The sequence below is a fragment of the Streptomyces sp. NPDC026672 genome, assembly GCF_040638185.1.
Classification (GTDB): domain Bacteria; phylum Actinomycetota; class Actinomycetes; order Streptomycetales; family Streptomycetaceae; genus Streptomyces.
On sequence record NZ_JBEZXS010000042.1, the window covers coordinates 68,799 to 80,171 of the forward strand.

At 73.4% G+C, this 11,373-nt stretch carries 13 protein-coding genes and 1 pseudogene; 8 read left to right on the plus strand and 6 right to left on the minus strand.

What is annotated here, in order from left to right; translation table 11 throughout:
• Positions 1-151: 151 nt before the first annotated feature.
• Positions 152-1,603: an MFS transporter gene (locus AB0F77_RS34635; protein WP_361955933.1), complete on the plus strand. Its 1,452-nt coding sequence runs from the start codon at positions 152-154 to the stop codon at positions 1,601-1,603.
• Positions 1,604-1,734: 131 nt separating this feature from the next.
• Here the strand turns inward: AB0F77_RS34635 and AB0F77_RS34640 are convergent, their stop codons facing one another.
• A complete protein-coding gene (locus AB0F77_RS34640) occupies positions 1,735-2,568 on the minus strand; it encodes an SDR family NAD(P)-dependent oxidoreductase (protein ID WP_361955935.1) in 834 nt (277 codons plus the stop codon).
• Between the two features lie 114 nt (positions 2,569-2,682).
• Between AB0F77_RS34640 and AB0F77_RS34645 the strand changes: the two genes are divergently transcribed.
• The 3 genes from AB0F77_RS34645 to AB0F77_RS34655 all read left to right on the plus strand — a co-directional run bounded on the left by AB0F77_RS34645 (position 2,683) and on the right by AB0F77_RS34655 (position 4,189).
• Entirely contained in the window at positions 2,683-3,303 is a 621-nt protein-coding gene (locus tag AB0F77_RS34645; RefSeq protein WP_361955937.1) for a TetR family transcriptional regulator, read from the plus strand.
• Between the two features lie 115 nt (positions 3,304-3,418).
• Positions 3,419-3,922 (plus strand): methylated-DNA--[protein]-cysteine S-methyltransferase, encoded by a 504-nt coding sequence (locus AB0F77_RS34650; protein WP_361955939.1) that lies wholly within the window; start codon positions 3,419-3,421, stop codon positions 3,920-3,922.
• A 141-nt stretch (positions 3,923-4,063) separates the two neighbouring features.
• On the plus strand, positions 4,064-4,189 hold the full coding sequence (locus tag AB0F77_RS34655; RefSeq protein WP_361955941.1) for a hypothetical protein: 126 nt from the start codon (positions 4,064-4,066) through the stop codon (positions 4,187-4,189).
• A gap of 62 nt (positions 4,190-4,251) precedes the next feature.
• Here AB0F77_RS34655 and AB0F77_RS34660 read toward each other — a convergent pair whose 3' ends face one another.
• A complete protein-coding gene (locus AB0F77_RS34660) occupies positions 4,252-5,223 on the minus strand; it encodes a pirin family protein (RefSeq protein WP_361955943.1) in 972 nt (323 codons plus the stop codon).
• A 65-nt stretch (positions 5,224-5,288) separates the two neighbouring features.
• Here AB0F77_RS34660 and AB0F77_RS34665 point away from each other — a divergent pair, with 65 nt between their 5' ends.
• On the plus strand, positions 5,289-5,795 hold the full coding sequence (locus AB0F77_RS34665) for a carboxymuconolactone decarboxylase family protein (RefSeq protein ID WP_361955945.1): 507 nt from the start codon (positions 5,289-5,291) through the stop codon (positions 5,793-5,795).
• Positions 5,796-5,965: 170 nt separating this feature from the next.
• Here the strand turns inward: AB0F77_RS34665 and AB0F77_RS34670 are convergent, their stop codons facing one another.
• The 3 genes from AB0F77_RS34670 to AB0F77_RS34680 form a co-directional block, all read right to left on the minus strand.
• Positions 5,966-7,078 (minus strand): GNAT family N-acetyltransferase, encoded by a 1,113-nt coding sequence (locus AB0F77_RS34670; RefSeq protein WP_361955947.1) that lies wholly within the window; start codon positions 7,076-7,078, stop codon positions 5,966-5,968.
• A 322-nt stretch (positions 7,079-7,400) separates the two neighbouring features.
• Positions 7,401-8,216, minus strand: coding sequence for a DUF427 domain-containing protein (locus AB0F77_RS34675; protein WP_361955949.1), 816 nt, complete (start codon positions 8,214-8,216; stop codon positions 7,401-7,403).
• 39 nt (positions 8,217-8,255) lie between these two features.
• Positions 8,256-8,861 carry a TetR/AcrR family transcriptional regulator gene (locus AB0F77_RS34680; RefSeq protein ID WP_361955951.1) on the minus strand — a complete coding sequence of 202 codons (606 nt, stop codon included), beginning with the start codon at positions 8,859-8,861 and terminating at the stop codon, positions 8,256-8,258.
• Between the two features lie 82 nt (positions 8,862-8,943).
• Between AB0F77_RS34680 and AB0F77_RS34685 the strand changes: the two genes are divergently transcribed.
• The 3 genes from AB0F77_RS34685 (at position 8,944) to AB0F77_RS34695 (ending at position 11,247) form a co-directional block, all read left to right on the plus strand.
• A complete protein-coding gene (locus AB0F77_RS34685; RefSeq protein WP_361955953.1) occupies positions 8,944-9,405 on the plus strand; it encodes a VOC family protein in 462 nt (153 codons plus the stop codon).
• A complete protein-coding gene (locus AB0F77_RS34690) occupies positions 9,386-10,078 on the plus strand; it encodes an alpha/beta hydrolase (protein WP_361955955.1) in 693 nt (230 codons plus the stop codon). Before AB0F77_RS34685 ends, AB0F77_RS34690 begins: the two co-directional genes overlap by 20 nt.
• Positions 10,079-10,278: 200 nt before the next feature.
• Positions 10,279-11,247, plus strand: a complete 969-nt coding sequence (locus AB0F77_RS34695) for a hypothetical protein (RefSeq protein WP_361955957.1) — start codon at positions 10,279-10,281, stop codon at positions 11,245-11,247.
• On the opposite strand, the pseudogene AB0F77_RS34700 reads toward AB0F77_RS34695, so the two are convergent.
• A pseudogene (locus AB0F77_RS34700) lies at positions 11,244-11,373 on the minus strand (IS481 family transposase); the annotation flags it as partial. The gene AB0F77_RS34695 and the pseudogene AB0F77_RS34700 sit on opposite strands and share 4 nt — an antisense overlap.

Sequence of the window (11,373 nt, forward strand, 5' to 3'; positions counted from 1 at the left end):
GCGGGCCCGTGCGCGGGTGCGGGCGCGACGGGCGCGGGCGGGCGTTCCGGGTCGAACTGCGGTGCCGCCGAGGGGATTCGGGGGCCGTGCGGTGCCTTTCGGGTGGGTGGGCGGTCAGTTCCCGGTGACATCACCACCGGAAGGACTCGTCATGACCGCATCCGCCGCCCCCGGCAGGCCGCCCGCCCTCGGGTGGGTCCTGGTGCTCACCGCCGTGGCCGGGCTGATCGTCGCGCTCGACCAACTGGTCGTCGCCACCGCCCTGGACACCATCCAGCGCGACCTCGGCTCCTCCATGGCCGACCTGGAGTGGACCGTCAACGCCTTCGGGCTCAGCTTCGCCGCGCTGCTGATCCCGGCGGCCGAACTCGGTGACCGCATCGGGCGCAAGCGCGCCTATCTGGCCGGCCTCGTGCTGTTCGCGCTCGCCTCGGCGGCCTGCGCGCTCGCGCCCACGACCGGGTTCCTGGTCGCCGCGCGGGCGGTGCAGGGCGCGGCGGGCGCCCTGCTCACACCGGCCGCGCTGGCCCTGCTCACGGAGGTCACCCCGCCCCGGCGGCGCGGCACCGTCATGGGGATCTACGCGTCCGTGATGGGGCTCGCCGTCGTCGGCGGACCGCTGATCGGCGGCGCGGTGGCCCAGGGGATCGCCTGGCAGTGGATCTTCTGGCTGAACGTGCCGCTGATCGCCGTCGTCGTCCCGTTCGCCCGTGCCGTGCTGCGCGAGCACACCGGGCGGGCGGTCGCCCCCGACCTGCCCGGCATCCTGCTGGCCGCGGGCGCCATGTTCGCCCTGGTGTGGGCGCTGGTGCGGTCCGGGGAGGCGGGCTGGGGCAGCACCGAGGTCGTCGGCACGCTGGTGGCCGGCGTGGTGGTCCTCGCCGCGTTCGCGGTCCGGCAGGCGACGGCGACGCGGCCGATGCTGCCGACGCCGCTGCTGCGGGAGCGGACGTTCGCCGCGGGCAACCTGTCGGCGCTGCTGCTGACGGCGTCGCTGTTCGGCACGGTGTTCTTCCTCGCCCAGTATCTGCAGATCGCCCTGCGCTACTCGCCCCTGGAGGCGGGGCTGCGGTTCCTGCCGTGGACGGTGACGCTGTCCCTCGTGGCACCGGTCGCCGGCCGGCTCCAGGACCGGATCGGCCCGCGGGCGCTGATCTCGACCGGGCTGCTGCTCCAGGGGGCGGGGCTGCTGTGGGTGGGCCTCAACGCCCGGGCGCACGAGGGGTACACGGCGTCCGTGGTGGCGCTGGTCGTCGCCGGGGTCGGTACGTCGCTGGCGATGCCGGCGCAGCAGACGGCCGTGATGGCCGCCGTACCGCCCGAGCTGATGGGGAAGGCGGCGGGGACGTACAACACCGTCCGCCAACTCGGGGGAGCGCTGGGGATCGCGGTGATGGCGGCGGTCTTCGCCGCGTCCGGAGGCGACGACTCACCCACGGCGTTCGCGAACGGCTTCGGAACGGCCGAGTGCGTCGCCGCGGCCCTGGCCTTCACGGGCGCCGCGTCCGGCCTGCTCGCACCGGGCCGCCCCCGCACGACATCCACCCCGAAGGCGGACCCCACCCCCCGGGCCACGGCCCCGGAACAACTGGGCACGCACTGACGTCCGTCGGAGAGACCGAACGACCCCCACCGGCCCCACCGGCCCGGCCGACCTCCCGCAGGCCCTCCGCGCACGGCGACCCGGTCGAGGGGGCCGGGTCGCCGGCCGGGCCCGCGGGGCACCGCACCGGGTCAGCGGGCCGGTGTGCCGAGGAGTTCGGCGGAGCGGTCCCACAGCCGGCGGGCGAGGTCGTCGTCGCCCGCCTGGGGGTTGGTGCGCCGGGCGGGCCGGCGCTTCTCGTAGTACGTGCCGGAGACCCAGTCGGTGCCGGGGGTGGACTCGGCGAGCCAGACCAGCTGTTCGGCGCCCTTCTCGGGGCTCGTCATGAACGCGCGGCCGACGCGGCTGCGATAGATGCGCTTCATGAAACTGTCGCTCTCGGTGGCGAAGCCGGTCGCCACGAGGCCCGGGTGGAAGGCCGCGGCCGACAGGCCCCGGGCGTGGTGGCGGCGGTGCAGTTCCCGGGTGAAGAGGATGTTCTCCAGCTTGGCCGTGCCGTAGGCGCGCTGCGGGGTGAAGTCCTTGTCGTGGGCGAGGTCGTCGACGTCGAGCCTGCCGAACAGCCGGGCCCCGGAGCTGGAGGTCTGGATCACGCTCGCCCGGCTCGCGAGGAGCCGGTCCAGCAGGAGGTCGGTCAGCAGGAACGGGGCGAGATGGTTGACCTGGAAGGTCTTCTCGAAACCGTCGGTGGTCCTGGTGCGGTCGCCGAAGATGCCGCCCGCGTTGTTGGCGAGCACGTCGATGCGCGGGCAGGCCCGTTCGAGGTCGGCGGCGAGACGGCGTACGTCGTCGAGCTCGGTGAAGTCGGCGAGGAAGTGCTCGGCGCCGAGTTCTCGGGCCACGTCCCGGGTCTTGCGCGGTGAGCGGCCGACCACGACGACGCGGTGGCCCTTCCCGTGGAGGCGGCGGGCGGCCGCCGCGCCGATCCCGTCGCTGGCACCGGTGATGACGATGGTCTTGGACATGGTTCCCGTCCCTTTCGGAGGTCTTCGCAGGTCTTGCCCACCCTGCGATGACAGTATCTGCCGAACTTGTCAGTCGATGTCAAGTTCGGCTCGACGTGCTAATTTGGTGCGACCATGACTGACTCGCAACCCGGCCTTCGGGAACGCACCCGCCGCGCGGTCCGGAAGGAGATCACCGACGCCGCGAACGCGCTGTTCGTCGAGCGCGGCTACGAGGAGACGACGGTGGGGGACATCGCCGCGGCGGTCGGCATGTCGCAGCGCAGCGTCTTCCGCTACTTCCCGACCAAGGAGGACCTGATCGTCGGCAAGTTCGACTTCGTCGCCGACGACATGCTCAGGGTGCTGCGGGAGCGGCCCGCCGGCGAGCCGGTCTGGGAGTCGATGCGCCGCGTCTTCGACCTGCTCGTGCCGTTCGTGGACGCGCCGGGCCACCGCCGGGTGGCCGAGCCGATGCAGCGCATCGTCTTCTCCACGCCGACGCTCCTCGCCAGTTACCTCCAGAAGCTCCAGCTCCTCCAGGACGCGGCCGACACCGCCCTGCGCGAACGCGCCGCCGCCGCGGGCACCCCCTACCGCGACGGCGATCCGACCCCGCGCGCGATCGTCGGCGCCGCGTTCGCCTGTCTGCTCGCGGCCCAGCACGCATGGCTCGCCGACGGCGCCGAGGGAACGTTCGCCGCGGCGATCGACCGCGCGATGGCCACGCTCGCCCCGGCGTCCGAGGCCACCTGAGGCGCCACCGACGGGCCGCGCCCCCCGGCAGCGCGATGTCCGAATCCCGCCAGCGGGGGCGGCCTCCGGGCGGCAGTGTCGACGGTGGAGACACACCGCCGACAAGGAGGCGACGATGACCGCCTGCACGACGATCACCAGCCCACTGGGCGAGCTGCTGCTGGTGGGCGAGGAGACCGGGACGGGGTGCACGCTCACCTCGCTGTCCCTGCCCGGCCACAGGAACGCCCCCGCCGTCCGGCAGGACGTCCGGCGGGACGCACGGCCCTTCGCCGGTGTCGCCCGCCAACTCGACTCCTATTTCGCCGGTGAACTCACGGCGTTCGACCTCGAGTTCACCCCGTCCGGCACCGACTTCCAGCGCCGCGTCTGGCACGCGGTCGAGGAGATCCCCTACGGCTCCACCGTCACGTACGGCGCCCTGACCGAGCTGCTCGGGCTGCCGCGCGGACGGATCCAGGCCGTGGGCGCGGCGGTCGGCGCCAATCCGGTGCTGCTGGTGCGCCCCTGCCACCGGGTGATCGGCGCCGACGGCACGATGCGCGGCTACGCCGCGGGCGTGGAGCGCAAGGTGCGCCTCCTGACCCACGAGGGCGCGCTGCAGGCACCGCTGGTGTGACGCCCGGCGGTGGTCCGCCGGGCCCCCGCGGCCGACGTGCGAGCCGGTCCGTCCGAGTGCACAGTGGGAGAAGACCACGGGCGACGACGACCGTGGGGTGTGGACCGTACAACTCCGGTGGTATGTCCGCGGGGAGGCTTCATGGTCGTCCTGGCCCTGGCCCTGTGCACACCGATCGTCATGCTGCTCCTGCTGCTCGGAATGGACGCGTTCGACAGCCTCCTGTTCCCGGCCGAGGACGAACCCGCCGAGGACCCCCGCCCCTGACGCGCGCCGGGCGGTTCACCCGCCCGGCGACCCGCGCCCGAGCGAGCGGGGGTCCCCCCGTCTCAGTGCGCCCGGCCGCGTGGTTTCAGCGGGGCGTTCGGGAGGTCGGGGGCGGGGAGCGCGGCGCCGGCGTAGCCGCTCACCGTGCCGAACCTCGACTCCGGTCCGGCCCCCTCCTCCAGCGTGGACATCCAGTCCCGTCGCGCCTCGGCGATCTCCTCGTGCGAGCGGGCGACGAAGTTCCACCACATCACGATCTCCTCCTCGAACGGTGTGCCGCCGAGCAGGACCGCGCGGGCCGGGTCGGCGGTGTCGTTCGTGAGGGTCAGCGTGCCGGATCCCGGCCGGACGTAACCGAGTTCGGCTCGTTCGAGGACCGTGCCGGCCAGCCCGATCCGCCCCCGGTCGACCAGCAGCCCGTGCTCGAAGGCCGGGTCCACCGGGAGCGTGAGCGTCGAGTGCGGGGCGAGGGTGAGCTCCGCGCCGAGCAGCGGGGTGAAGGTGCGCACCGGGGAGTCCGCACCGGCGAGAGAACCGAGAAAAACACGGAGCACGGCGCCGTCGAGCCGGACCGGCGGCGGCGCGTAGTGCTGGAAGTCCCGCTCCGTGTGCCGGTGTTCGCCGGGCAGCGCCACCCACAGCTGCACCCCGTGCAGCACGGTGGTGCCCGGCGTGGACACCTCGGAGTGGCTGATGCCGTGCCCGCCGGTCATCAGGTTCAGCTCACCGGGGCGTACGTACGCATGGCTGCCCAGGCTGTCGCGGTGCTCGATCTCGCCGCCGAACAGCCAGCTCACCGTCTGGAGCCCGGTGTGCGGGTGCGGGGCGACGTCCATGCCACCGGTCCTGCCGACGTCGTCGGGGCCGTAGTGGTCGGCGAAGCACCAGGCGCCGATCAGGCTCCGGGACCGCTGTGGCAGCGTGCGCCGTACCGTCATCGCCCGCGGCCCGCCCAGCGGCACGTCACGCGGGGTGAGCACCTCGACCGAAACCCCCGCCGAAACCTCCGCCGGACCGGACTCCGTGTTACTCATCGGGACCGCCTCCTCCCACCGTCATGATAGTTTTAAGTTCAACCATTATTCCGAGGGAGCCCAGGTTGAGCAACAGCGGCGTTCCGGGGCCGGCGGCCCGGCGGATCTATGTCGACAAACAGAGCCCCAAGGCGTACCACGCGCTGGTGCAGACGTCGGAGGCCGTCCGCGCGACCGCCGCCGACGCCGGCCTGGAGCGCACGGTGGTGGAGCTCGTCAATCTGCGCGTGTCCCAGCTCAACGGCTGCGCCTACTGCCTCGACCTGCACACCAGGGCCGCCCTGCGCGCGGGCGAGACCACCCGGCGGCTCGGCGTGCTGCCGGCCTGGCGGGACACCGAGCTGTTCACCTCCCTGGAGCGGGCCGCGCTCGCCCTGGCCGAGGCGACGACCGACCCGACCGACACCGAGGCGCAGGAGCGGGCGTACGCCGAGGCCCGCGAGGTGCTCACCGACGACCAGATCTCCGCGGTCATCTGGATCGCGGTCACCATCAACGCGTTCAACCGCGTGTCGATCCTCAGCAGGCATCCGGTGCGTGGTCACGACGGCCCCACGAGTGCGCTAAAGTAACTCTTGCGCGCGGCACTCCAACTCGGAGCGATGCGCGAGGCGTTGGTGGTCCAAGGAAAGACGCCCCGCTTCCTGCGGGGAAATGCAGGTGCAAGGCCTGCCCGGCGCTCGGACACGATGTCCGCCCCTGACCGACCAGGGGCGGACATCTTTCGTTTGCGCGAGCACCGTCAGCGGCGCGCTCCGGGTTCCGGATGGGCGTCGCGGTCGGGGGCTCTCAGGGAGCCGACCGTTCTGAGCAGGCGGTCGGCCGGTTCGCGCAGTTGCGGATGGGCGAGCACCGTGTTGCGCAGACCGCGGACCGGCCGACGCCACGTGCGGTACGCCGTCGCCACCGGGTGCGGCCTGCTCGCGAAGCCCTCCCCCACCCGCAGCTCACGCGTCTTGAGCCACTCCTTGTACTCCTTGTCACCGCGCCCCAGGTCCACGAGCGTCACCCCGTCCCGGCCCGCCGCCTCCGTGAGCCGCAGATGCATCAGCAACCCCGGGGAGTAGTAGCGCAGTTCGGGGTCGTACGTGGTGAACCAGGCGGCGAGCACCGAGCTGGACCGGGGCCCGAAGTGCGCGGCCAGCGGACGGTCACCGGCGTACAGCACGGACAGCACACCGGTGAAGTGCTCCTCCCGGACGCGGAAGAGATGGTCGACCAGGTCCACGATCCAGGGCCGGGAGAACCGGTCCATGCGCCCGGTCCTGCGGTACTGCGCGGACTTCCACTGCATGAGCCGGCGCAGCATCCCCGGATCGCGCTCGTCGAAGACGAACCGCACCTCGCCCACGTCGCGCCCGATGCGCCGCTCCTTCTTGAGCGTCGTCTTGGCGAGCCCCGGGTACGAGGCCCGCAGCCACTGCGCGTAGTCGCCGTCACCCGGCTTGACGTCGATCACCGGCGAGGCGAAGGTCCCCGTGACATGGCTGTCGAACGGCCGCTGCTCCTGCACCAGATGGTCGAACTCGAAGATCGACATCCCGCACGCCCGCAGCAGTTCCCGGGCGTCCCAGGTGACCCCGGGCAGATGGACCAGGGCCTGGCAGTCGGACAGGCCGAGGCCGATGGCCCGGCCGACACCCAGGGCGTTGCGCTCGTACGGGAAGAACCCGACCGGTTCCCCTCCCTCGTGCAGGACCGCCACCCGCGCCCCGCCGCGGTGCCCGCCGATGCCGATCGCGAACTCCGGTGCCAGAAAAGGGTTGGCGTACTCCGGCGACTCCTCCATCGCGCGGTGCCAGGCCCCCAGCTGCGCCCGGGTCAGTTCCTCCGGTCTGTGGATCGTTATGTCCACGTCAGTTCGACCGCCCTTCCGCGGGCCGCGCGGCGGACGCGCCGCAATGGGCGCAGTCCGTCAGGGCGTGTGGATCATGGCTGTTGGATCGCATGGGCGACCGCTCCCCCCTGTGACGCGTCGTCGCGTCGTGCCACTTCCGTGCTCGGCTCCCGGCCGCGCCCGTGCGCGCGTCCGTCCCCCCGCCGACGACCGTCGTTCCGGACCGTTCGGCGAGGGCTCAAACGTCGCGAAACAGCACGCACGCTGTCAAGGGTGCCCGATCCACCGGAACCCCGAGCACAGGATGGCGAGACCGGCGCCGCGCGAAGTCCGCCCCCCTTCAGGCCGTCCCGCGCGGGGACAGCCCGCGGGTGAAGACGGTACGGGGGCGCTCCATCCGTTCGCCGTCCACGTCGACGTCGACCACCTCGTCGTAGAAGGCGACGAGCCCGCGCACGGCGGCCACCGCGGGCAGCGGATCGACGTACGTCCACAGGAGGTTGGGCGGCACACCTGCCGCTTCCCGCGCCGACCAGTAGGACGCCGTGCCCTTGTACGGGCAGCGGGTGGCGTGGTCGGTGGGGGTGAACAGGTCGAGGCGCACGTCCTCGCGCGGCAGGTAGTGACGGGTGGGCAGGCCGGTCTCGAAGAGCAGGACCGGACGCCGGGTGTCGGCGACGACCGTACCGGCGACCGTGACCCGGACGTGCCGACTGCTGGGCAGCGCGTCCACGCGCTTGTACGGGTCCCGGGGGTGGACGAAGATCTCTTCCTCCTCCTCGTACCAGTGGTCGAGGCCGCGCCCGGTGCGCTCGGCCCACTCGAAGGCGACGTGGCCCGCGAGGTCGGCGGCGGGGTAGGTCCAGGCCGCGTTCTCCCTGACCCGGTCGCCGGTGTCGAGGTCGTGGAAAACCCGGGAGCCGGCGTGGGTGCCGGTGCGCGGGCGCCGGGCGGGGCGCAGCAGGTCGCGGCGGACCTCGTCGTACGGGAAGGCGTACGTCGGCACGGGCACGCCCGGTTCCCAGACGAGGACGGGGTGCCTGCTGTCGACGACGGTGAGGTCCCCCGCCGTGCCGCGCACCCAGCGGCGGCTCGGGTCCCAGACGATCCCCTCGGGGGTGGTGCGGAGCGTTCCGGTGCCGGAGGGTGTGGCCATGTCCCGTTCTCCTTCGGGGAGTTCGGCGGTGGCGGTGGCTCAGTCGCCGCCGCGGACGATCGACCGGGCGGTACGGGCCGCCCGGTCCTCGGTCTCGGGCAGGGCGTCCTCGGCGACACCGAAGAGACCCTGGCGCAGGAAGACGGCGAGGCCGTGGGCGGCCCCGGCGACCCGCAGCAGCAGGTCGAAGGCGGTGGCCGGATCGGGCGCGAGGCCCTGCACGACGGGCAGCAGCGTCGCCGTCAGCTCCTCGCCCGCCGCCGCGAGTTCGGGGTGGCGCGACTTGTCGAGGCCGGCGTTGAAGGTGATGTCGAACAGCGCCGGCTCCTCGGCGGCGAACCGCACGTACGCCGCGGCGAACGCGGCCAGTTGCTCCACCGGGTCCCGGTCGGTGGCGACGGCCGCCGCGAAACGCTCCCGCTGCTCGCGGTAGCCGCGCGCGGCGAGCGCCGCGAGCAGGGCGTCGCGGTCGGCGAAGTGCTTGTAGGGCGCCGCGACGCTGACGCCCGCGCGGCGGCTCGCCTCGGCGAGCGTGAAGCCCTGCGGGCCCCGCTCGGCCACGAGTTCGAGGGCCGCACGCAGCAGCTCGTTGCGCAGGTCTCCGTGGTGGCGGCCACTCGGACGGCGCTTGACAGGGGAACCCATGGAGCTAAGGTTAACATCGCTTACCAGGTAAGTGCTATTAACCATCACTGTCGACCGTCCCCTCCGTACCCAGGGAGAAACCATGACCAGCACGGCGTTCCGCTTCCACCACATCAGCCTCTCCGTCGCCGACCTCACCACACAGGAGGACTGGTACCGCACAGCCCTCGGTCTCACCCGTGTGGACGAGCGCCTCGACATGCCCGACGCCGGGGTGCGCACCGCCGTCCTGAGCGGCCCGGGCGGCGTGCGCGTCGAGTTCGTCGAGCGCTCCGGCTCCACCCCCATCACCCACCCCGACCCCTTCTCCGCCACGGCCACCCAGACGTTCACGCACCTCGCGCTCCAGGTCCCGGACCTCGACTCCGCCTTCGCCCGGCTGACCGGCGAGTGCGGCGCGCGGCAGGTGTCGCCGCCCGCGCCGGGGGTCACCGAGGGCATGCGGTACGCGTACGTCCACGACCCGGAGGGCAATCTCATCGAGCTGATCGAGACCTCGGCGTCCGCCGCCGGAAAGGACCTGGATGAAGCTGCACACGCATGAGTGGGGCACCGGCGACCGGATCGCCGTACTGATCCACGGGATCATGTCGGACCACCGCACCTGGCGCCGTGTGGGCCCCGCGCTCGCGGACAAGGGCTACCGGGCGCTCGCCGTGGACCTGCGCGGCCACGGGGCCAGCGGGCGGGGCGCGTACGGCGCCGAGAGCTGGGCCGACGACCTCGCGGAGACCGTGCCCGCGGGGGCGGACCTGGCGATCGGGCACTCGCTCGGGGCGCTGGCGCTCGCCCTCGCCGTGCCGCGGCTGGCCCCCGCGCGCGCCGTGTACTGCGATCCCGCGTGGGCGATGCGCCAGGAGGCCGGCGTCGGCGCGCACCGCTTCAGCGCCTTCAAGCACGCCACGCGGGAGACGATCGTCGAGCTCAACCCTCGCTGGGACCCGGCCGACGTGGAGGTGGAGCTGGCCACGCTCGCGGACTGGGACCCGGACACCGCCGGCGCCCTCGGGGCCGTGTTCGCCGTCGACCGGACCCCGGCCCGCCCGCTGGTGCCCTCGCTGGTGCTGTCGGCCGATCCCGGCACCCTCGTACCGTCCGCCCTGCGGGACGAGCTGGCGCGGCGCGGCTTCGAGGTCCGTACGGTCCGCGGCGCGGGGCACACCCTGCACCGCGACGACTTCGACGGCTTCATGGGCGCGCTGGACGGCTGGATCTGAGACGGCGGACCCTCTCACACCGGGCGCGGGGTCGTCACCCGCGCGTGGGACGGGCGGCGTCCCGCGTGGGCCGCGCGGGCGACCTCCCGGCCCCGGCTGCCGCGGTCGGCGCCCGCCGGACGGGAGCGTTGCCCCGGTGCCGTCTCCCGGCGCCGAGTGCCCCGACCGCCCTCGCCCCACCCCGCTCCAGAGAGGTCCCCATGTCCCGACTCCCCCGTCCGGCCGCCCTCGTCGCGGCCGCCGTCGCCCTCGGTCTGGTCGCCTCCGCACCCGCGGCGGGCGACGAACGCCTGGTGTCGGACCCGCGCGTCGCGGCCCGCTTCGACCTGGCCGCCGGACAGACGCCCGAGAACATCGTCCTCGAACCCGACGGTTCCGCCGACGTCACCCTCGCCTTCGCCCGGCAGGTGACCAACGTCGCACCGGACGGGAGGCGGCGCGTCCTCGCGACCCTCCCGGCCGAGGCGCACCCCGCCACCCCCGTCCTCGGCAGAGCGGCCGTCCTCGGCATCGCCCGCGCCCAGGACGGCACGCTGTACGTCGCCTACGCCACCGGAACCGCCAGGACCGGCATCTGGCGCATCGTGCCGGGCGACGTCCCGCGGCAGATCGCCCGGCTCCCGCGGAACGGGCTGCCCAACGGCCTGGCCCTCGACGAGCGCCGGGGCGCGCTCTACGCGGCGGACTCGGTGCTGGGCACGGTGTGGCGCGTCCCGCGGGCGGGCGGCACGCCGACGGCGTGGGCCGCCTCCGGCGCGCTCGCGCCCGAGGCGGGTTCCGGCGGCCTCGGCGCCAACGGCCTCAAGGTGCACCGGGGCGCCGTCTGGGTGTCCAACAGCGACCGCGGCACGCTGCTGCGGCTGCCGGTGCGCGAGGACGGCTCGGTGGGCGCGGCCGAGACCCGGGCGACCGGTCTCACCGGGGTCGACGACTTCACGTTCCCCGGCCCCGGCAACACCGTCTTCGCGGCGCTGCTCACCGCCAACGAGGTCGCGATGGTACGGCCCGACGGTTTCCGCTCGACCATCCTCGACCGGCGGGACGGGCTGTCCGGCCCGACCTCCGTGGCCGTGCGCGGCCGGACCGTGTACGTACCGGGCTCCGCCCGTCTCACCCCGGCTGGCCCCAACCTCGTGGTGGCCCGGATGAACCGGCACTTCAGCCGCTAGGTGTATTGACCTGAAGCGTTGTTCACACGGCTGATGGGTGGCTGGCCTGCGAGTGCGGTGTGGCAGCGGTGGTGGTTGTAGGTGTGGAGGAAGTCTGCCAGGGCTGCGGTGCGTTCGGTGTTGCTG

Bases quoted from the DNA above. Each gene is read 5' to 3' on its own strand.
- AB0F77_RS34640 (WP_361955935.1), bottom strand. From the start codon at position 2,568: ATGTCCAAGACCATCGTCATCACCGGTGCCAGCGACGGGATCGGCGCG.
- AB0F77_RS34690 (WP_361955955.1), top strand. From the start codon at position 9,386: ATGAAGCTGCACACGCATGAGTGGGGCACCGGCGACCGGATCGCCGTA.
- AB0F77_RS34680 (WP_361955951.1), bottom strand. From the start codon at position 8,861: ATGGGTTCCCCTGTCAAGCGCCGTCCGAGTGGCCGCCACCACGGAGAC.
- AB0F77_RS34660 (WP_361955943.1), bottom strand. From the start codon at position 5,223: ATGAGTAACACGGAGTCCGGTCCGGCGGAGGTTTCGGCGGGGGTTTCG.
- AB0F77_RS34650 (WP_361955939.1), top strand. From the start codon at position 3,419: ATGACCGCCTGCACGACGATCACCAGCCCACTGGGCGAGCTGCTGCTG.
- AB0F77_RS34645 (WP_361955937.1), top strand. From the start codon at position 2,683: ATGACTGACTCGCAACCCGGCCTTCGGGAACGCACCCGCCGCGCGGTC.
- AB0F77_RS34635 (WP_361955933.1), top strand. From the start codon at position 152: ATGACCGCATCCGCCGCCCCCGGCAGGCCGCCCGCCCTCGGGTGGGTC.
- AB0F77_RS34685 (WP_361955953.1), top strand. From the start codon at position 8,944: ATGACCAGCACGGCGTTCCGCTTCCACCACATCAGCCTCTCCGTCGCC.
- AB0F77_RS34655 (WP_361955941.1), top strand. From the start codon at position 4,064: ATGGTCGTCCTGGCCCTGGCCCTGTGCACACCGATCGTCATGCTGCTC.
- AB0F77_RS34675 (WP_361955949.1), bottom strand. From the start codon at position 8,216: ATGGCCACACCCTCCGGCACCGGAACGCTCCGCACCACCCCCGAGGGG.
- AB0F77_RS34695 (WP_361955957.1), top strand. From the start codon at position 10,279: ATGTCCCGACTCCCCCGTCCGGCCGCCCTCGTCGCGGCCGCCGTCGCC.